The organism is Variovorax sp. 10N412, assembly GCF_056394985.1.
Map to the genome: position 1 here is coordinate 614775 of NZ_JBFTIO010000001.1, position 22857 is coordinate 637631.

Annotated in this window: 24 protein-coding genes; 11 read left to right on the forward strand and 13 right to left on the reverse strand. The window is 69.0% G+C overall.

From position 1 onward, the window contains the following. Position 1 precedes the first annotated feature (1 nt). Complete coding sequence (locus AC1DJH_RS03145) at positions 2-808, forward strand: alpha/beta fold hydrolase (protein WP_478184681.1); 807 nt, start codon at positions 2-4, stop codon at positions 806-808. A 4-nt stretch (positions 809-812) separates the two neighbouring features. Here the strand turns inward: AC1DJH_RS03145 and AC1DJH_RS03150 are convergent, their stop codons facing one another. From AC1DJH_RS03150 to AC1DJH_RS03160, 3 genes are all read right to left on the reverse strand, one after another. Continuing rightward, a complete protein-coding gene (locus tag AC1DJH_RS03150; protein WP_478184682.1) occupies positions 813-1832 on the reverse strand; it encodes a Bug family tripartite tricarboxylate transporter substrate binding protein in 1020 nt (339 codons plus the stop codon). Positions 1833-1955: 123 nt separating this feature from the next. Then, positions 1956-2945, reverse strand: coding sequence for a Bug family tripartite tricarboxylate transporter substrate binding protein (locus AC1DJH_RS03155; protein ID WP_478184683.1), 990 nt, complete (start codon positions 2943-2945; stop codon positions 1956-1958). A gap of 18 nt (positions 2946-2963) precedes the next feature. Then, entirely contained in the window at positions 2964-4397 is a 1434-nt protein-coding gene (locus tag AC1DJH_RS03160; protein ID WP_478184684.1) for a M20 family metallopeptidase, read from the reverse strand. A 126-nt stretch (positions 4398-4523) separates the two neighbouring features. Between AC1DJH_RS03160 and AC1DJH_RS03165 the strand changes: the two genes are divergently transcribed. Beyond that, on the forward strand, positions 4524-5462 hold the full coding sequence (locus AC1DJH_RS03165; protein ID WP_472117745.1) for a LysR family transcriptional regulator: 939 nt from the start codon (positions 4524-4526) through the stop codon (positions 5460-5462). Positions 5463-5480: 18 nt separating this feature from the next. On the opposite strand, the gene AC1DJH_RS03170 is transcribed toward AC1DJH_RS03165, so the two are convergent. Both AC1DJH_RS03170 and AC1DJH_RS03175 read right to left on the reverse strand, forming a co-directional pair. Next, positions 5481-6143 (reverse strand): NAD-dependent epimerase/dehydratase family protein, encoded by a 663-nt coding sequence (locus AC1DJH_RS03170; protein WP_478184685.1) that lies wholly within the window; start codon positions 6141-6143, stop codon positions 5481-5483. A gap of 34 nt (positions 6144-6177) precedes the next feature. After that, complete coding sequence (locus AC1DJH_RS03175; RefSeq protein WP_478184686.1) at positions 6178-6579, reverse strand: thioredoxin family protein; 402 nt, start codon at positions 6577-6579, stop codon at positions 6178-6180. Between the two features lie 113 nt (positions 6580-6692). On the opposite strand from AC1DJH_RS03175, the gene AC1DJH_RS03180 reads away from it, so the two are divergent. After that, positions 6693-7031 carry an Mpo1-like protein gene (locus tag AC1DJH_RS03180; RefSeq protein ID WP_478184687.1) on the forward strand — a complete coding sequence of 113 codons (339 nt, stop codon included), beginning with the start codon at positions 6693-6695 and terminating at the stop codon, positions 7029-7031. A 6-nt stretch (positions 7032-7037) separates the two neighbouring features. On the opposite strand, the gene AC1DJH_RS03185 is transcribed toward AC1DJH_RS03180, so the two are convergent. Further along, positions 7038-8249 (reverse strand): YihY family inner membrane protein, encoded by a 1212-nt coding sequence (locus tag AC1DJH_RS03185; RefSeq protein ID WP_435483272.1) that lies wholly within the window; start codon positions 8247-8249, stop codon positions 7038-7040. A 66-nt stretch (positions 8250-8315) separates the two neighbouring features. Between AC1DJH_RS03185 and AC1DJH_RS03190 the strand changes: the two genes are divergently transcribed. Both AC1DJH_RS03190 and AC1DJH_RS03195 read left to right on the forward strand, forming a co-directional pair. Then, the gene (locus tag AC1DJH_RS03190) at positions 8316-8732 is read left to right on the forward strand and encodes a DUF2069 domain-containing protein (RefSeq protein ID WP_478184688.1); all 417 of its coding nucleotides are present in this window, start codon (positions 8316-8318) and stop codon (positions 8730-8732) included. Then, positions 8729-10153, forward strand: coding sequence for an FAD-binding oxidoreductase (locus tag AC1DJH_RS03195; protein ID WP_478184689.1), 1425 nt, complete (start codon positions 8729-8731; stop codon positions 10151-10153). The genes AC1DJH_RS03190 and AC1DJH_RS03195 overlap by 4 nt, the downstream gene beginning before the upstream one ends. A 140-nt stretch (positions 10154-10293) precedes the next feature. On the opposite strand, the gene AC1DJH_RS03200 is transcribed toward AC1DJH_RS03195, so the two are convergent. From AC1DJH_RS03200 to nthA, 3 genes are read right to left on the reverse strand one after another with little or no spacing between them, the layout of a single operon-like run. Continuing rightward, a complete protein-coding gene (locus AC1DJH_RS03200; protein WP_478184690.1) occupies positions 10294-10662 on the reverse strand; it encodes a nitrile hydratase accessory protein in 369 nt (122 codons plus the stop codon). Next, positions 10659-11324 (reverse strand): nitrile hydratase subunit beta, encoded by a 666-nt coding sequence (gene nthB / locus AC1DJH_RS03205; protein ID WP_478184691.1) that lies wholly within the window; start codon positions 11322-11324, stop codon positions 10659-10661. The genes AC1DJH_RS03200 and nthB overlap by 4 nt, the downstream gene beginning before the upstream one ends. After that, positions 11321-11950 (reverse strand): nitrile hydratase subunit alpha, encoded by a 630-nt coding sequence (gene nthA, locus AC1DJH_RS03210; protein ID WP_435483267.1) that lies wholly within the window; start codon positions 11948-11950, stop codon positions 11321-11323. Before nthA ends, nthB begins: the two co-directional genes overlap by 4 nt. A gap of 36 nt (positions 11951-11986) precedes the next feature. On the opposite strand from nthA, the gene AC1DJH_RS03215 reads away from it, so the two are divergent. From AC1DJH_RS03215 to AC1DJH_RS03230, 4 genes are all read left to right on the forward strand, one after another. Further along, positions 11987-12826, forward strand: coding sequence for a thymidylate synthase (locus AC1DJH_RS03215; protein WP_478184692.1), 840 nt, complete (start codon positions 11987-11989; stop codon positions 12824-12826). Positions 12827-12839: 13 nt separating this feature from the next. Continuing rightward, on the forward strand, positions 12840-13361 hold the full coding sequence (locus AC1DJH_RS03220) for a dihydrofolate reductase (RefSeq protein WP_478184693.1): 522 nt from the start codon (positions 12840-12842) through the stop codon (positions 13359-13361). Beyond that, on the forward strand, positions 13358-14503 hold the full coding sequence (locus AC1DJH_RS03225) for a phosphatidate phosphatase App1 family protein (RefSeq protein WP_478184694.1): 1146 nt from the start codon (positions 13358-13360) through the stop codon (positions 14501-14503). The genes AC1DJH_RS03220 and AC1DJH_RS03225 overlap by 4 nt, the downstream gene beginning before the upstream one ends. 104 nt (positions 14504-14607) lie before the next feature. Then, a complete protein-coding gene (locus AC1DJH_RS03230; protein ID WP_472117773.1) occupies positions 14608-14847 on the forward strand; it encodes a hypothetical protein in 240 nt (79 codons plus the stop codon). Between the two features lie 39 nt (positions 14848-14886). On the opposite strand, the gene AC1DJH_RS03235 is transcribed toward AC1DJH_RS03230, so the two are convergent. After that, positions 14887-18066: an EAL domain-containing protein gene (locus AC1DJH_RS03235; RefSeq protein ID WP_478184695.1), complete on the reverse strand. Its 3180-nt coding sequence runs from the start codon at positions 18064-18066 to the stop codon at positions 14887-14889. 268 nt (positions 18067-18334) lie between these two features. On the opposite strand from AC1DJH_RS03235, the gene xth reads away from it, so the two are divergent. Next, positions 18335-19120, forward strand: a complete 786-nt coding sequence (gene xth, locus AC1DJH_RS03240) for an exodeoxyribonuclease III (protein ID WP_435483262.1) — start codon at positions 18335-18337, stop codon at positions 19118-19120. Positions 19121-19124: 4 nt separating this feature from the next. Further along, entirely contained in the window at positions 19125-19655 is a 531-nt protein-coding gene (locus AC1DJH_RS03245; protein ID WP_478184696.1) for a hypothetical protein, read from the forward strand. Between the two features lie 23 nt (positions 19656-19678). On the opposite strand, the gene ntrC is transcribed toward AC1DJH_RS03245, so the two are convergent. From ntrC to AC1DJH_RS03260, 3 genes are read right to left on the reverse strand one after another with little or no spacing between them, the layout of a single operon-like run. Beyond that, positions 19679-21214 carry a nitrogen regulation protein NR(I) gene (ntrC, locus tag AC1DJH_RS03250; RefSeq protein WP_478184697.1) on the reverse strand — a complete coding sequence of 512 codons (1536 nt, stop codon included), beginning with the start codon at positions 21212-21214 and terminating at the stop codon, positions 19679-19681. Between the two features lie 26 nt (positions 21215-21240). Further along, on the reverse strand, positions 21241-22320 hold the full coding sequence (gene glnL, locus AC1DJH_RS03255; protein ID WP_435435468.1) for a nitrogen regulation protein NR(II): 1080 nt from the start codon (positions 22318-22320) through the stop codon (positions 21241-21243). Between the two features lies 1 nt (position 22321). Next, entirely contained in the window at positions 22322-22828 is a 507-nt protein-coding gene (locus AC1DJH_RS03260; protein ID WP_478184698.1) for a hypothetical protein, read from the reverse strand. Positions 22829-22857 lie beyond the last annotated feature (29 nt).

Below are 22857 nucleotides of genomic sequence, written 5' to 3' on the forward strand. Positions count from 1 at the left end.
CATGAACTACACCGTCAACGGCCACACCACCTACTGCTACACCGGCGGCAAGCCCCTCGATGCGGCCAAGCCCACGGCAGTGTTCATCCACGGCGTGCTCAACGACCACAGCGTGTGGATCCTGCAGAGCCGCTGGTTCGCCAACCACGGCTGGAACGTGCTCGCGGTCGACCTGCCCGGCCACTGCAAGAGCGAAGGCCCGCCGCCCGCCAGCGTGGAAGACGCGGCGCAGTTCGTCATTGCACTGCTCGACGCCGCCGGTGTCGACAAGGCCGCGCTCATCGGCCACAGCTTCGGTTCGCTCATTGCGCTGGAAACCGCCGCGCGCGCGCCCGGGCGCATCACGCACCTGGCAATGGTCGGCACCGCCTACCCCATGGCCGTGTCGCCCGCGCTGCTCGAGGGTGCGCTCAACGATCCGCAGCGCGCCATTGCCATGGTCAACACCTTCTCGCACTCGATGATGGCGCCGCCGCCCTCCTCGCTCGGCCCGGGCACCTGGCTGCACGGCAGCTCGCGCGCGCTGATGCGCCGCGTGCTCGCGGGCAACCGCGACGCCAACGTGTTCCACATCGGCTTCAAGGCCTGCAACGACTACGCCAACGGCGAAGCCGCCATCGAAAAAGTGCAGTGCCCGGTGCTGTTCCTGCTCGGCGACGCCGACCAGATGACGCCGCCGCGCGCCACCCGGCTGCTGGTCGGCAAGGCCCGCAACGCCAAGGTGGTGACGGTGCCTGCCGGCCACGCGCTGATGAGCGAGGCGCCCGACGCGGTGCTGTTCGCGCTGCGCGACTTCGTCGCCGCGTGAGCGTTCAGTCCACCGAGATGCCCGCGCGCGCCGCCTGGATGCGGTAGCGCGCGATCTCGGCTTCCGCCTCGTTGCGGAAGGCCGCCGCGTCGAGCGCCACCGGCTCCATGCCTTGGGCGCGCAGCGCCGCCTGCACGGCGGGGTCTGCCATCGCGGCCATTACCGCGCGCGACAGTGTCTGCAGCACCGGCGCGGGCGTTCGGCCCGGGGCGGCCAGGCCGAACCAGGCCTCGAAGGTCGCGTCGCGCAGGCCCTGCTCCGCCAGCGTGGGCACCTCGGGCAACGCCGCGGATCGGCCGGCGCCCAGGACCGCGATGGCGCGCAGCTTGCCCGCGCTCGCCTGCGGCGCCAGCGCGCCGGGCACCTCGATGCCCAGCGCCACATCGCCGCTGTTCAGCGCCACCAGCAGCTGGCCGGAGCTGCGGTACGGAATGGGCTGCAGCTGCACGCCCGCGGCCAGCGCGAACATCTCGCCGGCCAGGTGCGGGCCCGAGCCCGGGCCGAAGGTGCCGTAGCGGATGCGCCCGGGGCTGGCCTTGGCGGCCGCGATCACCTCGCGCAGCGAACGCCACGGCGTGCCCTGGCCCACCACCATGACCAGCGATGTGCGCGCCACGATGGCAATGGGCGCCAGGTCGCGCGCCGGGTCGTAGGGCAGCGTCTTGCGCAACGCCGGATTCACGGTGAAGCTGGTGGAGGCCGACAGCAGCAGCGTGTAGCCGTCCGGCGCGGCACGCACCACCTGCTGGGTGCCAAGGACCGTCGCGGCGCCCGGCCTGTTGTCCACGACGACAGGCTGGCCGAGCCGTTGCGACAGGCTGTGCCCCAGCACCCGGGCCACCATGTCGCTGCCCCCGCCCGGCGCAAAGGGCACGACCACGTGAATGGGGCGTTGCGGCCAGGCCGCAGGCGAGGCCGGTGCGGGTGTCTGTGCGTGAACGGCCGATGCCGCCGACAGGCACAGCAGCAGGGCGGGCAGGAGGACGCGGCGGATGCGAGGCACGCAGGAAGTGATGTGTGTCATCAGGTCGGCATCGGGCCGCGGCATTCAGCCGCGGGCATTGCCGATGCGGCAACGAACGACGTTCGAGTTTGCCCGATGCGTCCTGCCTTCACCGCCGCAGGGCCTGCGGTTCGCGCGCCCGCCCTACTCGGCGGCAATGCCCGCGCGGTGCGCCAGCGCGCGGTAACGCGAGATCTCGCCCTCCATCTGCGTGCGGAAGGCGGCCGCGCCGATGGCCACCGGCTCCATGCCCTGCGCGCGCAGCTGCGCCTGCAGCGCGGGGTTGCCCATGGTCGCGGTGACTGCGCGGGTGAGTTTGTCGATCACCGGGGCGGGGGTGCGCGCCGGCGCGGCAAAGCCGTACCAGGCATCGAAGGTGGCGTCGGGCAGGCCCTGCTCGGCCAGCGTGCGCACCTCGGGCAGCATGCTGGAGCGCGTGGCGCCCACGATGCCCAGCGCGCGCAGCTTGCCCGAACGCACATGCGGCGCCACGGAAGCCACGGTGTCGATGCCCACCTCGATCTCGCCGCCGATCACGGCCATCGAGCTCTGGCTGCTGCCCTTGTACGGAATGTCCTGCAGCTGGATGCCGGCGGCCAGCGCCAGCAGCTCGCCCGCCAGGTGCGGGCCCGAGCCCGAACCGAAGGTGGCGTAGCGGATGCTCCGGGGCTTGGCCTTGGCCGCTGCGACGAGCTCGGCCACCGAATGCCACGGCGTGCCCTTGCCCACCACCAGCACCAGCGGCGTGCGCGCCACGATGGCAATGGGCGCCAGGTCGCGCACCGGGTCGTAGGGCAGCCTGGCGCGCAAGGCCGGGTTCACGCTGTAGCTGGTCGAGCCGGAGAGCAGCAGCGTGTAGCCGTCGGGCGCGGCCTTGGCGACCGCGTCGGTGCCGATGATGGTGGCGGCGCCGGGCTTGTTGTCGACCACGATGGGTTGGCCCAGGCGCTCCGAAAGGGTCTGCCCCATCGCACGCGCCACGATGTCGGTGCCGCCGCCGGGCGGAAACGGCACGACGAGCTTGATGGCGCGCTCGGGCCAGGCATCTTGCGCGAACGCGGGGGCGTGCGCGCCCAGGACGGTGCAGGCGCCGAGCAGCAGGCCGAAGGTGCGGCGGGAGACAGGAGAGTTCATGGCGTGTGCGTGTGCGAGTCAGGAGGTTGAAGAAGCGGCAGCGGCGGTCGGGATCCGGCCGGCGGCCCATGGCACCAGGCCGGGCTCGCCCAGGTCCCAGTACAGGCCCGCCATGATCCGCAGGCCCTCGCGCGCCAGCGGCGCGAGCAGGTGCTCGTTGGGCGCGTGCTGCGCGCAGGCGGGGTACGAATGCGGCACCCACAGCGTCGGCAGGCCGAGCAGGTCGGCGAACACGTCGTTGGGCAGCGAGCCCGCAAGGTTGGGCAGCAGGTCCAGTCGCTGGCCGCTGCTCTGCTCGATGGACTGGCGCGCCCAGCCGACCCACGGGTTCTGCACATCGAGCCGCGTGGCCGCGCCGGTCAGCGTGACAGCCACCTCGACCTGCCCGAAGCCGTGCGCATCGAGGTGCGCGCGCACGATCTGCTGCAGGTCTTGCCAGGGCGTGCCGACCACGAAGCGCAGCTGGCAATGCGCCACGGCCTCCGACGGAATGGCGTTGACCGGCCGCGCGGCCGAGCCGGCGCCGAGTGCCAGCACCTCGATGGTGTTCCACGCCACCAGCCGCTCGGCCGGGCTCAGGCCGGGTTCGCCCCAGCCCGCGTCGACCGCGGGGTCGTCCGTGCCGCCGCCGATGGCGATGTCGGCCAGCGCGTCGCGCACGGCCTGCGTGACCGGCGGCGGGCGCAAGGCGTCGACCAGGATGCGGCCGCGCGCGTCCACCAGCGAGGCCACCGCATGGCTGATCACCGTGCCCGGGTTGACCAGCACGCCGCCCCAGTTGCCCGAGTGGTAGGCGCGCGGCCGGGCGCGCAGCCGCAGGCTGAAGTTGACCGCGCCGCGCGAGCCCAGGAACAGCGTGGGCCGTTCGGCGCTCACGCGCGGGCCGTCGCTGGCGATGAACAGGTCGGCGCGCAGCTTGTCGCGCTCCTGCGCGCACACCGCGTGCAGGCCGGGCGAGGCGGCCTCCTCGCCCATCTCGACGAGCCAGGTCATGTTGTAGCCCAGGCGCCCGCCGCGCGCCTCGATGGCGGCGGCCAGCCCGCCCAGGTTGATGCTGTGCTGGCCCTTGTTGTCGGCCGTGCCGCGCCCGTACCAGCGCTCGCCGCGCACGGTGAGCGCCCAGGGGGCGAGGCCTTCTTCCCACTGCGCGTCCTGCCCGCTCACGACGTCGCCGTGGCCGTAGGTCATCACCGTGGGCAGGGCCGGGTCTTCGATGCGGCGCGCGATGAGAAAGGGGCCGCCGCCGGGCACCGGGTTGGCCACCACCTCGCAGGCGAAGCCGAGCGCCGCGAGCGGCGGCATCAGCTCCTCGCGCAGGTAGGCCTCCAGCGCGGGCGTGGCGGCGCCGGTGTCGCTTTCGGTGCGAAAGGCGATGCGGCGCTGGAGGTCGGCGAAGAAGCCGCCGCCTTCGAAATAGGCTGTGGCAGCGGCCAGGCTGTGGGTGCGTTGCATGAAGGGTGTCCTTGTCTGTCCATCGGGTGGAGCAAGTACAAGGCCTGAAGGCCGATGCTTCCAGCATCGTTTTGGCAAGCTACCATTGCCTTCAAGGCAACACCTGGCCGCGCGCATGACCTTCCCATGACTCTCCCGCTTCTGAGCATCCCGATGCGCCACTTCCTCGAAGTGGCGCGCAGCGGTTCGGTCAACCAGGCCGCGGCGCGGCTGTTCGTGGCCTCGTCGGCGGTGAGCCGGCAGATCGCCAAGCTCGAAGACAGCCTGGGCACGCCGCTGTTCGAGCGGCATGCGCGCGGCATGGCGCTCACGGCCGCCGGCGAGCGGCTGGCGGCGCACTTGCGCAACGCGCAGCTCGACATCGAGCAAGTCGTCGAGCAGGTGCGCGACCTCGGCGGGCAAGGCGCGCGGCGCATCCGCATGGCCTGCACGGAAGGCTTCGCGGGGCACTTCATGCCGCTGGTGATGCGCAGCTTCGAAGAGGCGCACCCGGGCTGCCAGCTCGAGCTGCACGTGGGCTCGCCCGACGGCGTGAGCGCCTTGCTGGCGCGCGGCGAGACCGACATCGCGCTGAAGTACGTGGTGGCGCCGGAGCCCGGCCTGGCTGTTGCGCACACGGCCACCGCGCCGGTGTATGCCGTGCTGCGGCCCGACCATCCGCTGGCGCGCCAGCGCGTGGTGTCGGTGGCCGATGCGGTGCGCTACCCGCTGGCCGTGGGCGACAAGGGCGTCACCGCGCGCCAGCTGTTCGACCAGGCCTGCAGCCTGCAGGGGCTGCGGTACCACGCGATCTTCGTGAGCAACTTCTCGTCTGTGCTGTTGCCGCTGCTGCGCACGCCCGACGTGATGCTGTCGGGCCACCTCACGGTGATGCACCTGATCGACGCGGGCACGGTGGTGGCGCGGCCCTTTGCCGAGGCGCCGCTGCAGCAGCGCCAGTTGCAGGTGCTGGCGCTCGAAGGCCGCACGCTGCCGCCGCTGGCGCAAGCGTTCGTGAAGCACTTGGTGGGCGCCATCGCCAGTGCGGGACGGCGCAAGCTGGGGCGGGCGCGTGCCGGCGCCTGAAACCAGGCGCGAAGAAGCTCAGCCCAGCGCGTTGATGTCCGCCGGGTCGAGCACCTTCTTGGGCGCCCCGTTGCGCGCCACGGCCAGCATGGCGCGGCCGACCTTCTCGGTGGTCGTCACCTTGTTCGGCCAGAGCCGGTAGGCCAAGCTCAGCAGCGGCGAGAGCACGACGTAGAGGCCGTCGTACAGCGGCGTCTTGGAGCGAACGCCGTGCAGCGGCTGGATGACGCCGGGGCGGAACATGTACGCCGCCTTGAACGGCAGGCGCAGCAAGGCGTTTTCGGTCGCGCCTTTCACGCGCGCCCACATGCTGCTGCCGCGCTCGCTGCTGTCGGTGCCGGCGCCCGTCACGTACGTGAAGGTCATGCCCGGGTTGAGCCGCGCGAGCACGGTGGCGGCGGCCAGCGTGAGGTCGTAGCTGATGCGCTTGTACTCGGGCTCCTTCATGCCGACCGAGGACACGCCCAGGCAGAAGAAGCAGGCGTCGAAGCCCTGCAGCTGCGACTCGACGGCGCTGTAGTCGTACATGTCCTTGTGCACCAGGTCGCGCAGCTTGGGGTGCTGCTGCCCCGTGGCGTTGCGCCCGATGGCCACCACGCCTTGCACGTCGGGCGCCAGCAGGCACTCGCGCAGCACGCCCTGCCCCACCATGCCGGTGGCGCCAAAAATCAGGATCTTCATGAAGGGTCCGCCGGGAGAGGTGGAAGGGAAAAGCTCAGACCGTGAAGACGGCCGGCTTCTTGTTCAGCACCGCCAGCAGCAGGTCGACATCGAGGCTCGAAGGCTTGGGCGGCTGCAGCGCCGACAGCATGCGCGAGAGCGTTTCCGCGTGCGGCAGCAGCGGGCCGAGAAAGCGCGTGCCGTCCGCACCGGCGACCAGCAGGGTCGGGAAGGTCTCGACGTCGAAGGCGTCGGCAATGTCGGCGTGGTCCTCGATGTCGACCCATGCGAAGCGCAACTGCGGATGCGCGCGCGCCACCTGTTCGAGCAGCGGCCGGTAGTCGCGGCAGGTGCCGCACCATTCGGCGCACAGGCAAACGACCCACAGCGCATCGGTGGACGGCTCGGGGGATGCCGGCGTGTTCGGGGTGCTCGGGGTGTTTGGAAGAGCGCTCAAGGTCGATGCGTCCGGGGAGTGATGGAAGGGCCGGATGGTGCCGGCGCAAGGTCGTGGCTATTATGGACAACGCACCCTCTGCCGGGGGTTCCAGGTCACAGGAGACTCGCCCGATGAACACCACGACCGCCCCCGCATCTGCAGTCGATCCGCGCCGTTTCAAGCGCTTTGCCGAGTTCTATCCGTTCTACCTCACCGAGCATGCCAACCGCACCTGCAGGCGGCTGCACTTCGCAGGCTCGACGATTTCGCTGCTGTGCCTGCTGGCGCTGCTGGTCACGCGCAACCCGTGGTGGCTGCTGGCCGGGTTGGTGGCGGGCTACGGCTTTGCCTGGGTCGGGCACTTCGGGTTCGAGAAGAACCGGCCGGCGTCCTTTAAGCGGCCGCTTTACAGCTTCATGGGCGACTGGGCGATGTACCGCGACATCTGGCTGGGCCGCGTGAAGATCTGATTGCTACTAAATTAATAGCACATCGCCCAGCCGCAGCGTGCGTAATGGGCCTTTTTGCCACAGGTCTTCGAGCGGTTCGGCGCGCGGCATCATCAGTTCCCTGAGCAGCGGCTCGATGGGCGTGGACGGGTCGGCCAGCAGCACATAGCGCGGGTCCCGGCCCTCGGACTCCTCGGCCAGCGGCGCGATCCAGTCGAGCGCCACCAGTGTCTCGAGCACCGGCGCCAGCTGCAGCGCGTCGACCCGCATGTGCGCCACCAGCTCGGCCGCGCCCATGCCCTTGGACGGCGTGGCCCGCGCGCGCGCCAGGTGCTGCAGCGACTCCATCGCCAGCTGCAGCGGCCAGCCCGCCGTGCCGCCGCGGCGCGCCACGCCCGTCAGCAGGCTCGGCAGGTAGGCGGCGATGACCGCGCCCAGCAGCACGATCACCCAGGCCACGTAGATCCACACCAGAAGAATCGGAAAGGTGGCGAAGGCGCCGTACACCACCGAATAGGTCGGCACCAGGCTCAGGTAGTACCCCAGCACGCGCTTGGCGATCTCGATGGCCGCGGCCACGAAGATGCCGCCCGCCCAGGCGTGCGACCAGCGCACGTGGGTGTTGGGCACGTAGTGGTACAGCGCGGCCATGCCGGCGCCCAGCAGCAGGAACTCGAGGCTGTCGAAGGCCAGCTTGACCATGGCACCGCCCACCACGTCGCGCGAGGCCGCGAACACGTAAGAGGTGGTCGACAGGCTCACCGCCAGGATCAGCGGGCCCAGCGTGATGGTGGCCCAGTAGATGAGCACCCGCTGCGCCAACGGCCGCGACGTGCGCACGCGCCAGATGTTGTTGAGCGTCTTGTCGATCGTGAGGATCAGCGCAATGGCCGTGATCAGCAGCACGATCAGGCCCGCGATGCCCAGCCCACTGGCCTTGCTCGCGAACTGGTTCAGGTAGCCGAGCACCTGGCGCGAGATGTTCTCGGGAATCAGGCTTTCGACCAGCCAGCGCTGCAGCCGGCCCTGCATCTTGGCGAACATCGGGAACACGGTGAACAGCGCCAGCGCCACCGTGAAGAACGGCACCATCGCGATGGTGGTGGTGAAGGTCAGGCTGCTGGCCGTGAGGCCGAGCTTGTCTTCGCGAAAACGCTCGCCCAGCACCGCCGCGGTGTTGCGCCAGGGAAAGCGAGAAAGATCCCTCCAGAGTTGCCGACGATTCATGGCGGCTATCATGCCATCCGCTCTTTTCCATCGCGTCCGCCACCGACCGCGCGCCCTCTTCTTTCCTGCCGCTCCGACGTGTCCGCACCAACGCTTCCACCCTCCTCCGTTCGCGCGACCCGCTGGGCCGCCGTGGGCAGCCTCGTCGGCCTCATCGTGCTGGGCCTGGCCTGGGAGCTGTGGCTGGCACCGTTGCGCCCGGGCGGCTCGCTGCTGGCGCTGAAGGTGCTGCCGCTCGTCGTTCCGCTGGCGGGGCTGTGGAAGAACCGCATGTACACCTACCGCTGGGTCAGCCTGATGGTCTGGCTCTATTTCACCGAGGGCGTGGTGCGCGCCTGGAGCGACACCAGCGGCGTGAGCCAGGTGCTCGCGCTCGTCGAGGTGCTGCTGTGCCTCGTGCTGTTCGCGGCCTGCGCCTGGCACGTGCGGCTGCGACTGCGCCACGCCAAGACTGCTGCTGCCGCTGACCGCCCCCTGGAGGCCTCCGCCCAATGACCACTGCATCCCTGATCGATCAACTGCGCGCCATCGTCGGCGCCGCGAACGTGCTCCACGAGGGCGACCTCACCGCCTACGAGCAGGACTGGCGCAAGCGCGCGCGCGGCAAGTCGCTGGCCGTGGTGCGGCCCGGCACCGCGCAACAGGTGGCCGACGTGGTGAAGGCCTGCGCCGCGGCCGGCACGGCCGTCATTCCGCAGGGCGGCAACACCGGCCTGGCGGTCGGCTCCATTCCCGACGAGAGCGGCACGCAGGTGGTGCTGAGCCTGCAGCGCATGAACGCGATCCGCACCATCGACGGCGCGAACCTCACCATGACGGTGGAGGCCGGGTGCATCCTGCAGACGCTGCAGGAAACGGCCGAGAAAGCCGGCTTCCTGTTCCCGCTGAGCCTGGCGGCCGAAGGCAGCTGCACCATCGGCGGCAACCTCGCGACCAACGCGGGCGGCACGCAGGTGGTGCGCTACGGCAACACCCGCGACCTGTGCCTGGGCCTGGAAGTGGTCACGCCGCAGGGCGAAATATGGGAAGGCACCAGCGGCCTGCGCAAGGACAACACCGGCTACGACCTGCGCGACCTCATCGTGGGCAGCGAAGGCACGCTGGGCATCATCACCGCCGCGACCATGAAGCTCTACCCGCTGCCGGCCGCGCAACTCACCGCCTGGGCCGCCGTGCCCTCGCTGGACCATGCGGTCACGCTGCTGGGCCTGGCGCACAAGCACCTGGGCTCGGGCCTCACGGGTTTCGAGGTGATGGGCAAGTTCGCGCTGAGCCTGGTCGACAAGCACATGCCGCAGCTGCGCGTGCCCTTCATCAAGGACGAGGCCGTGCCCTACTGCGTGCTGCTGGAAAACTCCGACAGCGAGTCCGAGGACCACGCCCGCGCGCGCTTCGAGGCGCTGCTCGAAACCGCCTTCGAAGACGGCTGCGTGACCGACGCGGTGGTGGCCGAGAACCTCACGCAGGCGCACCAGCTGTGGCACATCCGCGAGAGCATTCCGCTGGCGCAGGCCGAGGAAGGCCTGAACATCAAGCACGACATCTCGATTCCGGTGTCCCGCATCCCGGCCTTCGTGGCGGAGACCGACGCGCTGCTGCAGCGCGAGATCGCCGGCGTGCGGCTGGTGAACTTCGGCCACCTGGGCGACGGCAACCTGCACTACAACGTGCAGGCGCCGGAGAACATCGACACCAAGGCCTTCCTGAAGAACGAGGAAGAGCGCATCAACACGCTGGTGTACGACGCGGTCGAGAAGTTCGGCGGCTCGTTCTCGGCCGAGCACGGCGTGGGTTCGCTCAAGGTCGACAAGCTCGAGAAGCACAAGTCGCCGGTGGCGCTGGAGATGATGCGGGCCATCAAGCGCGGACTGGACCCGAAGAACACGCTGAACCCGGGCCGTGTGATCCGCGTCTAGGTTCTGCTGCATTGCTCCCTCCCCTTCCGGGGGAGGGCTGGGGTGGGGGCACGCGGCGTATCCATTGCCCCTGGCCCATCCACCGCCGCTTGCCCCCGTCCCAACCTTCCCCCGGAAGGGGAAGGAGCAAGACAAGACCCTCAGCCGGGAAAGTCTTCGGCCCGCAACTCGATCGGCTGCCCATGCGGGGTGCGATCCGCGGCATGGTCCCACGCATGCCGGTAGCGGGCCAGTTCGTCGCCGGAGCTCGCGCCCTTGCGCGCCACCAGCGTCTCGAGCGCCGCCAGCCAATGCCGGTAGTAGGTGTCGCCCGTGTCCGGATCGCCCGCGGCCTGCGCGGCGGCGATCTGCGCGGCCAGCGTCTCGGCCCACTCGGACCAGGTGAACAGCCCGCGTTCATGCAGCGCCAGCGTCATCGCGAAGGCCTGCGCTTCCCACGGCGCGCCGAAGACAGGCCCGTCGGCATCGCGCGGCATGCCGGGCGACAGGGGCAGGCGGTCGCCGTTCATGCGACGGCCTCCAGGTAGCTTTCCCACGCATCGACAGACACCGAGAGGTTCTGGCGCGGCGCCGTGTCGCCCCAGAGCTCGGCCTCGGCGAACTCCACCGTGTAGAGCCACTGCGGCTGCTCGCCGAGCCCCTGTGCATTCGCGTCGGCGAACACGTGGGCGCCGTGCACATGCGCGATGGTGCCGCGCTTGCCCTGCACATAGGCGGGCAGCCGCGTGTGATGGTCGACCTTGCCTAGGTGAGTGCGCACCGCCTGCCCGACGGCGAAGCGTGCGGGTCCCGGCTCGGGGCGCTGCGTCGGCGAGCCCTTCGCCAGCACGAGCGGCACGTTGGCCGCCTGCAGCACGCGTGCGACAGGTGCGGGCGCATGGCGCATCTCGCCGCTGGCGATCTCGTCCGCGAAGACCTGCCCGCGCTGCAGCATCAGTTGCTCCAGCGCGTAGAGCCAGATCTGGTAGTAGCTCAGGTCGCGGTAGCCAGGCAGTGTCTCGCGCACCGCGCGGCTCGCATCGATGTTCCATGAACCGGTCGCACCCATGGCCAGCACGAGCGCCAGTGCGCGCGGCTCCCAGTCCGCATGGAACAGGTCGCCCTCGGCCTCCGACACCACCTTGCCGAAACCGGGCTGGCCGCCGAGATCGGCCTTGGTGTCGTAGCTCATGCAGGGCTCCCCTCTTTCGCGGGGGCCTGCGCCAGCCGCGTGCCGATCATCGAATCGCGCGAGACCAGCGCCGCAAGCGCTTCTTCATCCAGGCCCTCGCTGCCGGCGGGCCGCTGTGGGATCACGAGGTAGCGCACCTCCGCGGTCGAGTCCCACACGCGGATGCGCGTGGCCTCGGGCAGCGTCACGCCGAAGTCGGCGAGCACGCCACGCGGGTCTTTCACCACGCGCGAGCGGTACGGCGCGCTCTTGTACCAGGTGGGCGGCAGGCCCAGCACCGGCCAGGGGTAGCAGCTGCACAGGGTGCACACGACCATGTGGTGCAACGCGTCGGTGTTCTCCACTGCCACCATGTGTTCGCCCTGCCGGCCCGTGTAGCCGAGCGAGGCGATCGCCGCGGTGGCATCGGCCAGCAGCCATGTGCGAAAGGCCGGGTCGACCCAGGCACGCGCCACCACACGCGCGCCGTTGCGCGGGCCGATGCGGGTCTGGTAGGTGTCGATCAGCGCGTCCAGCGCGGCGGGGTCGATGTAGCCCTTCTGCGTGAGCACGCTCTCGAGCGCGCGCACGCGCAGGTCCATGTCGCCGAGTTCGCTGTGTTCGTGGGAGTGGTCATGACCGGTCATCGGCCAATGCTAGCGCCGCCCCGTAAAATTCCCAACATGACCTCGCCCACCCGCCCCGTTCGCTCCCAGTACGAAGATTTCATGCGCCACGTGGACACCCACGGCGTGTTCAAGAGCGACCGCACGGGCACCGGCACCAAGAGCGTGTTCGGCCACCAGATGCGCTTCGACCTGAACGAAGGCTTTCCGCTGGTCACCACGAAGAAGGTGCACCTGAAGTCCATCATCCAGGAACTGCTTTGGTTCCTGACCGGCTCGAGCAACAACAACTGGCTGAAGGAACGTGGCGTCAGCATCTGGGACGAATGGGCGCGCGAAGACGGCGACCTGGGCCCCGTGTACGGCGTGCAGTGGCGCAGCTGGCCCACGCCCGACGGCGGTCACATCGACCAGATCTCCGACGTCATCAAGACGCTGAAAAGCAACCCCGATTCGCGCCGCATCATCGTGAGCGCATGGAACGTGGCCGAGCTGTCGAAGATGGCGCTCATGCCCTGCCACGCCTTCTTCCAGTTCTACGTGGCGCCGCCGCAGGCCGAGGGCGAGCGCGGCAAGCTCAGCTGCCACCTCTACCAGCGCAGCGCCGACATCTTCCTGGGCGTGCCCTTCAACATCGCGAGCTACGCGCTGCTCACGCACATGGTGGCGCAGCAGTGCGACCTGGACGTGGGCGACTTCATCTGGACCGGCGGCGACTGCCACATCTACAGCAACCACGCCGAGCAGGTGGCGCTGCAGCTGAGCCGCACGCCCTACCCATACCCCACGCTGAACATCAAGCGCAAGCCGGACTCGATCTTCGACTACCAGTACGAAGACTTCGAGGTGCTCGACTACCAGCACGGCGACCCGATCAAGGCGCCCGTGGCGGTATGACCGGGGTGACTGCATGAGCACGCCCCGCATCAACCTCATCTTCGCCCGCGCCGCAAACGGCGTGATCGGCGCGAACAACACCATTCCCTGGCACCTGCCCGAGGACATGGCGCACTTCAAGCAGCAGACAGCTGGCGCGCCGGTGGTCATGGGCCGCAAGACCTGGGACTCGCTGCCGCCGCGCTTTCGCCCGCTGCCGGGCCGGCAGAACATCGTGGTCACGCGCCAGGCCGACTGGCAGGCCGAAGGCGCACAGCGCGTGGGTAGCCTGCAGGAGGCCTTCGCGCTGTGCGAGCAGCAACAGCCCGCAGACGTGTGGGTGATCGGCGGCGCGCAGATCTACGCCGAGGCCGAGCCCCTGGCGCAACGGGCGGTCGTGACTGAACTTGCGCGCGACTACGAAGGCGATGCCCACGCGCCCACGCTCGACGCCACCGTGTGGCACGAAACGCAGCGCGCCTCGCATGTCTCGGCGAAGGAAGGCCTCGGCTTCAGTTTCGTCACGTACGAGCGGATAGCCTCCCCCAGCCGATGAGCGACGACGGCCCTGGCCACACGCCCGCCCCGACCCTGCGTCGCAGGTCGGTGGTGATGGGCGCGGCGCTGCTTGCGGGCCTTGCGCCGCTGCGGTCCGCGCAGGCAGCGCCCGAGCCTCTGGAGCCCGACGAAGAGGCGCTCTTCATGACCGGCACGGCGCGCCCCACCGCCGACGGCCGGCTCGAGGTCGACATCCACGGCTGGATCTTCGAGCGCGAGCACCGCTGGGGCCTGAACACCGCGCTCGCGCGCTACCTGGACCTGAACCTCAAGAAGCTCTCGCCCGCCGCACGGCTGCGCTTCAACCAGCGCACCGCGCTGTTCCATGCGGAGTCGGAAGAAGACAAGGTCATCGACATCGAATTCGACGGCAGCCCGACGCGCGTGACGATGCCGCCTTCGGGCAAGGACGGGCGCTGCAACCTGCGCGTGGTGATCGACATGCCGCGTGCGTCGCTCCTGTCGCCCTCGGCGTCCTCGCAGGAGTGGGTGCAGTTCCACGGCGTCACGGGCCCGGGCGAATTGCTGCACCGATTCCGGGGGCAGGCACTGATCGTGCCGGCGCAGGGCGTGTCGATCATCTCGGACATCGACGACACCATCAAGCGCACGCAGGTGCGCGACCGGCGCGAGATGCTGCTCAACACTTTCTCGCGCCGCTTCGAGCCTGCGCCGCGCATGGCGCAGTGGTACCGCGAGATCGCGAAGACGCCCGACACGCGCTTTCACTACCTGTCCGCCAGCCCGATCCAGCTGTACCCCGCGCTCGCCGACTTCATTCGCGGCGCCGACTTTCCCGCGGGCAGCATGCACCTGCGCGAGAGCACCACATGGCGCACGCTGGTGCCCGGCGCCGAGGATTCGCGCGCGCACAAGCTCGGCGTGATCGAGCGGCTGCTGGCCGAGTTTCCGCAGCGCCGCTTCGTGCTGGTGGGCGACTCGGGCGAGGCCGATCCGGAGATCTACGCGCAAACGTTTCGCACCCACCCCGGACGCATCGACGCCGTCGTGATCCGCGACGTGACCGGCGAAGACCGCCTGTCGCAGCGCTACCTCGCGACCTTCGACGGCATCGACCCGGTGCACTGGCACATCGTGATGCCCGACACCACCGCGTGGCCGGCGCAGGGCCGAAACTAGGTCTTCGGTACACGCACAAAGGCCTGCGCGCCGCAGGGGTTAGACAGGGCTAATTGTTTGTGCGCACAATGGCCGTCACGCCCTCAACCCCAAGGAGACGGCCCATGTCCATGGAATTTCTTCGGGTGCTCTCCGAGCAGAAATTGCCATACGTGATTCACACGCCCGCAGACATCGACAGGCTGCGCGTGCTGCGTGCGGCAGAGTTGGTGACAGCCTTCATTCCACCGTCGAACCGCGCACCCGGTGCACGCGCGATCCGTCAGCTGGCCCAGGTCGAATCGATCACGGTGAAGGGCCAGCTGGCCCTGAACAAGGCCACCTCGGCGTTCATCGAACTCTGAGCCAGGCTCTAACGGCCGGGCAGTCTTCCGGACAAGGCGTCAGATCGACGCCGCATCCATCCGGCTGTCGTGCTCGATCCAGCCCGCCAGCCTGGACGCCGGCATCGGCCTGGCAATGAGGTAGCCCTGCAATTCGTCGCATTGCGCGGCGCGCAAGGTGTCGGCCTCTTCGCGCCGCTCGACCCCTTCGGCCACCACGCGCAGCCCCAGCGTGTGCCCCAGCCCGATGATGGCCCGCGCAATGGCCATGTCGGTCGGATCGCCCAGCATCTTGTGGACGAAGGAACGGTCGATCTTCAGCTTGTCGATGGGAAAGCGGTTCAGGTAGTTCAGGCTCGAAAAGCCCGTGCCGAAGTCGTCGATCGACAGCATCACGCCGAGCGCCTTCAGCGCGTGCAACTGCACCAGCGTCTGCTCGGCCGCATCCATCAGCGTCGATTCGGTGAGCTCGAGCTCGATGTCGCCCGGCGGCACGGCGTTGAACGCGATCGCGTCTCGCAGCACATCGACCAGGCTGCCGTCGCGCAACTGCAGCGCCGACATGTTGATCGCCACCCGGATCGCACCCAGCCCTTCGCGGCGCCAGGCGGCGTGCTGCGCGCAGGCCTGCGCGATGACCCACGCGCCGATGGCCACGATCTGGCCCGACTCCTCGGCGATCGGGATGAACTGCGCGGGGGGCACCTGCCCCAGCTCCGCGCTGTGCCAGCGCAGCAGCGCCTCCACGCAGATCAACTCGCCGTTGTGGGCGTCGATGCGCGGCTGGTAGTGCAGGCTGAGCTCTTGGCGCTCGATCGCGTGGCGCAGGCTGGACTCGAGCTGCAGGCGTTGTTGCGCGCGCTCGTTCATTTCGGGCGTGAAAAAACGCGCGGTGTCGCGCCCGCTCGCCTTGCTCTGGTACATGGCGACGTCGGCATGGCGCATGAGCGCGTCGATGTCCTGGGCATCGTCGGGGTAGACCGCAATGCCCACGCTGCACGAGACATGGATCTCGGCGCCGTCGATGTCGTGCGGCTGCCTGATCAGCGTGATCAGCCGTCGCTCGACCAGCGAAAGAATTTCCCCGGCGTCGGCCACGTTGTTGAGCACCACCACGAACTCGTCGCCGCCGAGCCGGCTCACCGTGTCGCCGGGCCGCACGGCCTGCGTCATGCGCCCGGCCACCGAGCGCAGCAGGGCGTCGCCGACATGGTGGCCCAGCGAGTCGTTGATGTTCTTGAACCGGTCGAGGTCGATGAACAGCACCCCCACGCGCTGCCCCTTGCGCTGCGCCTGCTGCAGCGCGAGCCCCAGCCGTTCGATGCACAGCGACCGGTTGGGCAGCTCGGTCAGCACGTCGTGGTGCGCCAGGAAGCGGATGCGCGCCTCGCTGCGCTTGCGGTCGCTCACGTCGATGGACGTGAAGATGTAGTGCGAGATGCGCTCCGGCCCGTCGCGCACCACGCTCGCCACCAGCCACGCCGGGTAGCTGCCGCCGTTGCGCCGGCGAACGCTGACCTCGCCCTGCCAGGTGCCACGCTGGTCGAGCACCGGCCACAGTCCGGCGAAGTGCAGCGTGTCGTCGCTCATGAGCCGCTCGGGCGGCTCGCCCACGAGGTCGCCCAGGTCGTGGCCCGTGAGGCGGCACAGCGCGCGGTTCGCGGTGAGGATGCGGTGCTGCTCGTCGATGATCAGGATGCCTTCGGACGAGGCCTCGAACACCTTGGCCCAGAGCATGAGCCGCTGCTCCATCAGCTTCAGGTGGTTGATGGGCGTGAAGGCGGTCAGCAGCGCGTCCTGGCCCTGGTAGACCAGGCGCCGCGCCGACAGCACCGCCCACGACGGCTCGGCGCCGCCGAGCCAGCGCACCTCGAACTCGTCGACCGCGCCGCGGTCGGCCAGCTGCTGGAAGAAGCGCGAGCGCACGCCCGGCGCCACGCCCAGCGCCCAGGGGTCGCGCGTGCCGCCGCCGAGCCAGGCCTGCGCGCTGGGGTTGGCGTTGAGCACCTCGTGGTTCGGAATGGCCGTGACCATCAGCGGGATCGGAATGGCCGCGACCAGGTCGCGCTGCGCTTCGGCCGCGCGCGCGCTGGCTGCGAGTTCCTGCTGCGTCCGGCGCTCGCGGTCGAGCTGCGCCAGCATGTCGTTGAAGCCGAGTACCAGCACGCCGATTTCGTCGCCGCTGTCCCAGTGCGCGCGCAGGCTGTGGTCGCCGGTGCGGCGCACGGTGTCGACCACGCCAGACAACCGCCGCAGCGGCCGCGAGATCTGGCGCGCCACGTAGAACACCGCCGTGAGGATCATCAGCAGCAGGAAGAGCGCCGTGCCCAGGTGCAGCCACATGCGCGCGAAGAAACCCTGCTCGCGCGAGGTGAGCATCGCGTCGAGTTCGCCGATGGCACCGGACCACGCGCTGTCGAGTTCGCCGAACAACGCCTGCTGGGCCGCGTCGAAGGCCACGAGACCGCGGCGGCTGCCGCTGTTGTCGGTGCTGTCGCTGGACGCGAGCACGCTGCGCGAAGCGTCGCGGAAAGCTTCGATGCCTGCCAGCAGGCGGGCGCGCGAGGGGTCCAGCCGCGCCTGCAGCGGGCCCTTGGCGGCGGCGAAGGCCTCCGCGTAGTCGCTCTTGATGCTGGCCGCGATCGCGTCGATGCGCCCCTCCAGGATGAAGTACTGCGTGCGCGCCTCGGTCGTCGCGAGGCCGCTCGCGCCGGGGGCGTGCAGCCGCGCGGCCATGTCGGAGCCCAATTCGAGCAGCTCGGGGAAGCGCAGCAGCACCAGCGACATCGTGTAGTAGCTGTCGAGGTCGGGGTCGAGGATCAGGTTCGACTGGTTGCCTATGCGCGTGACCAGTGCGCGCCCGTGTTCGAGCGCGGTGCGCCTGGCCGCCTCGCGCCCGGGCGAAGCCGCCTGCGCGGCCGCCGCCAGCGCGTCGCGGAACTGGCGGCTGACCTCCGCGCTCTGCATGCCGTCGCCGTACTGCTGCTCGAGCCGCTCCAGCACCTGCGGCGGCGCAGCGTCGGCGCCGTGCCATCCGGCGGTGGCCAGCAGCGTGGCGCGCATGCGGTCGATGTAGGCCGCGCCCGCCATCTCCTTGCGGCCGAAGTCGATCGCGATGAATTTCTCGCTGATGAGGATGCCGCTGATGAAGATGACCGCGCTCAGGTCCAGCAGGTAGATGACCAGCAACTTGCGGCCAACACTGAGGCGGCTCAGCCGACGGGTGACGAATTGCAACATATCCCTCCAGGATGGGGTACATGCATGCAATCTTTAGGCCTCTTTCCGTACGGTCGTTCGGAATGCGCCGCAACCGGGGCAACCCGGACCCGAGGCACGTTACCAAGCGTAGCAGCCGGCGGGTTTTCAACCCCGGGCTGCCGCCTTTGCTAAGCTGTCCGCCGACACTCCCACGCGCCCCGCGTCGTGCCTCTCTTGCGGGCATCCGCGAGACACCCCACACAACGAATCCTGTGTTCTTCGAAACGACGGACACGCTGCCAGCCCCATGAAAATTGCCACCTGGAACGTCAACTCCCTCACCGCGCGCCTGCAGCACGTGCTCGACTGGCTCGCGGCCAACCCCGTCGACGTGCTCTGCCTGCAGGAGCTGAAGATGACCGACGACAAGTTCCCGCTCGACGCGCTGAAGGCCGCGGGCTACGAGGCCGCAGTGTTCGGCCAGAAGACCTACAACGGCGTGGCCATCCTCAGCAAGGCGCCGGTGCGTGACGTGGTGAAGAACATCGGCGGCTTCACCGACGAGCAGTCGCGCGTGATCACGGCCACCGTCGAGACGCCTGCGGGCCCGCTGCGCGTCGTCAACTGCTATTTCGTGAACGGCCAGGCGCCGGGCTCGGAAAAGTTCGCCTACAAGCTCAAGTGGCTCGACGCGCTGCACGACGCGCTGCGCCAGGAGCTGGCCGCCCACCCGAAGCTGGTGCTGCTGGGCGACTTCAACGTCACGCCCGAGGACCGCGACAGCTTCGACCCGGTGGGCCTGAAGGAAACGATCCACCACACGAGCGAGGAACGTAACCATTTCAAGGCGCTGCTCGCGCTGGGCCTGACCGACAGCTTTCGCATGTTCGAGCAGCCCGAGAAAAGCTACTCGTGGTGGGACTACCGCATGCTGGGCTACCAGAAGAACCGTGGCCTGCGCATCGACCACATCCTGGTGAGCGAGCCGCTGGTGCCGCAAGTGAAGGGCTGCGTCATCGACCGCGTGCCGCGCAAGTGGGAAAAGCCCAGCGACCACGCGCCGGTGGTGCTCGACGTCGACCTCGGAGCCTGAGGCCATGGCGGCGCTCATTCGCATCGGCGGCCGTCTTGCCGTGGTCGCCGCGGCCCTTGCCCTGTCGGCCTGCTCGCTGCTGAAACCTTCGGACAAGGCGGAGGAAGGCGGCGCCGCACCCGCCACGACCTCGCCCACCGGCGAGGCTGCGCAGGGCGACCGCAACGTGCCCACGGTGCGCCTCATCACCGCGCAGACGCCGGCCGTGCGCACCTACCGCAAGATCGGCGCGCGCCACATCTACAACAAGTACGCTGGCCGCATCTACAAGGGCAAGATCCCGCCGCTGGTGTATGCGGTGGTGGTGGTGGAGACCGACATCGATGCCAATGGCAAGGTGATGAACGTGACCTTCAGCCGCACGCCCAGCCACGCGCCGGAGGTGGCGCCGATGATCGCCGAGCTCATCAAGGCCGCATCGCCCCTGCCCAGCCCGGGCAAGTTGGGCGGCCACACGTACGTGGACACGTGGCTCTGGGACAAGAGCGGAAACTTCCAGCTCGATTCGCTGACCCTGGGCCAGCGCAGCAGATAAAAAAAGGCCCTGAAGGGCCTTTTTCATTCGATCCCGAGTTCCTGGATCTTGCGGGTGATGGTGTTGCGACCGATGCCCAGCTTCTGGGCGGCTTCGATGCGGCGCCCTCGCGTGTTGGTCAACGCGGTGAGGATCAGCCGCGATTCGAAGCGGCGCGACAGCACGTCCCAGACATCGGTGCGGCCGGCCGCCAGCAGGGCCTGGGCTTCGACCTCGAGGCCGCTTTCCCAGCTGCTGACGCCGGTGGGCGCGGCTTCGGCGTGTTCGGGCGATGCCACCGCCACATGCGCAACTTCGCGTTCGGCGCCCGCCGGAGGCAATGCTGGCGCCTGGGCCGCAACGGCATGGCTCGCGGCTTCGTGCGCATGGACATGGACCTCGGGCACCGATGCCGACATCACCTCGGGCGGCAGGTCTTTGGATTCGATCAGCTGTGCCGGCGCCATCACGGTCAGCCAATGGCAGATGTTCTCCAGCTGGCGCACGTTGCCCGGAAAGCCGAAGGCCGCGAGCTTGGCCAGCGCGGCATCGGAAATGCGCTTGGGCTCCACGCCGAGCTGGCGCGCGCTCACCTGCAGGAAGTGGCGCGTGAGCGCGGGCACGTCTTCGCCACGTTCGCGCAGTGCCGGCAGGCGCAGGCGGATCACGTTGAGGCGGTGGAACAAGTCTTCGCGGAAGCCGCCGAGCTTGACGCGCTGCTCCAGGTCCTGGTGGGTGGCCGCGATCACGCGCACATTGGCCTTGACCGAGTTGTGGCCGCCCACGCGATAGAAATGGCCGTCGCTCAGCACGCGCAGCAGGCGCGTCTGCAGGTCGAAGGGCATGTCGCCGATTTCGTCGAGGAACAGCGTGCCGCCCTCGGCCTGCTCGAATCGGCCACGGCGCATGGTCTGCGCGCCGGTGAAGGCGCCGCGCTCATGGCCGAAGAGTTCGCTCTCGAGCAGGTCTTTCGGAATGGCGGCGGTGTTGATGGCCACGAAGGGGCCGTTGGTGCGCGGCGAATGCTTGTGCAGCGCGCGCGCCACCAGCTCCTTGCCCGAACCCGATTCGCCGGTGATGAGCACCGTGACGTTGCTTTGCGACAGCCGGCCGATCGCGCGGAACACGTCCTGCATGGCGGGCGCCTGGCCGAGCATTTCGGGCGCGGCGACCATGCGCTCCTCGGCCACTTCCTCGCGCTGGCTTTCATCGACGGCGCGGCGGATGAGTTCGACCGCACGCGGCAGGTCGAAAGGCTTGGGCAGGTATTCGAAGGCCCCGCCCTGGAAGGCCGAGACGGCGCTGTCGAGGTCGGAGAACGCCGTCATGATGATGACGGGCAGGCCGGGGTGCTTGGCCTTGATCTTGTCGAGCAGGTCGAGCCCGGAACCGCCGGGCATGCGGATGTCGCTCACCAGGACCTGGGGGCCTTGCTGTTCGTCGTCGGCGGCCTGCTCGAGTGCGGCAAGCACCTCGCGCGTGTTCGTGAAACTGCGCGTGGGCAGGTCTTCGCGCAGCAGAGCCTTCTCGAGCACGAAGCGAATCGATTGGTCGTCATCAACTATCCAGATCGGCTTCATGCATCTCCTCTGTTGCCGGGGCTGCGCTAAGGCAGCGGTATCAATATCTTGAAATCGGTTCGGCCCGGGACGCTGTCGCACTCGATCACACCGTGATGCTGCTGCACAAAAGTTTGCGCGAGCGTCAGTCCCAGCCCCGTCCCGCCTTCCCTGCCCGAGACGAGCGGATAGAAGATGCGGTCCTTGATCGTGTCCGGCACACCCGGTCCATTGTCAATGACATGCAATTCCAGTGCCAGTCGATACCACTGCTTGTTGAAGATCACCTGACGGGCCACGCGCGTCTTGAAAGTGATCTGCGCATCGCCCGCCGCGCGGCGCTCGGACAGCGCCTGCGCCGCGTTGTGCGCGATGTTGAGCGTGGCCTGGATGAGCTGCTCGCGGTCGCCGCGAAACTCGGGAATCGACACGTCGAAGTCGCGCTCGATGTGCAGGTCGCGCGGAAACTCCGCGAGGATCACGGAACGCACGCGCTCGCACACCTCGTGGATGTTCACATCGCCCACCACATGCGGGCGGCGGTGCGGCGCAAGCAGGCGGTCGACCAGCGTCTGCAGCCGGTCGGCCTCGTGAATGATGACCTGGGTGTACTCGATGAGGTCGCGCGACTCGACCTCCATCTGCAGCAGCTGCGCCGCGCCGCGAATGCCACCGAGCGGGTTCTTGATCTCGTGCGCGAGGTTGCGGATGAGTTCCTTGTTGGCCTGCGCCTGGTCGATGAGGCGCTCTTCGCGGTCCTGTCGCACCTGGTTCTCGAGCGGCGACATCTCGATGATGAGCTCGCCCTTCTTGTCGCCGTGCGCCAGCGTGACCTGAACGGGCATCAGCTCGTGATTGACTCGGCGCAGGAAGGCCTCGTAGCGCAGCGTCGCAAAGTCGTTGCTGGCGGCGCCGTCGATGGCGGTGCGCAGCACCTGGGGCTCATGAAAACATGCGCCGAACTGCGAGCCCTCGAGGGTGCGTCGCGAGGTGCCCAGTGCGTCTTCGAGGCCTGCGTTGGCAAACAGCACGGAGCCGTTGCTGTTGACCACCGCGATCAGCGTGGACAGCAGGTCGAAGGACTGGAAGCGCGGATTGGCGCCGTTCGCCTTCTTCCCGAACACCATGTTATTGCGGCTGCTTTGCGGGCAGCCGGCCGATTTCGCGGCGGATGCCGGCAATGTCGCTCTCGTTGCGCGCCAGCTCGGCCTTCATTTCGGCGACGCGGTCCAGGTACTTCTGGTAGTTGCGGCCTTCGCTGCCCTGCTTTTCGGGCTCGCCGTTGTTGTAGTCCTTCTGCAGCTCGGCCTGGCGGGCCTCGGCCTTCCTGAGCTCGGCCTCGAGCACCGAGCGGGCCTCGCCGTCACGGGCGCGCTGGTCGACACCTTCGACGCGCGGGCTGCCGGCCGGCGCGCGCGCCGCAGACGAACCACCCGACGACGCAGAGCCGCCCCCCGCGGGCTTCGTGCCCTGCACCACCGTGACGTTGCCGCCTTCCAGCGGCTTGCAGCCCTTTTGCTGGGCCACGCTCGCGTTGTTGGTGTATTCGTTGCCGCAGCGCCAGACGCGTTCCTGCGCAAGCGCCGGCAACGCGATCAATGAACCGGCCAGGAAAATGAGGGAAGCAGTCTTCATGTGTATCGGTAGAGGGGCGCGACAAAGGC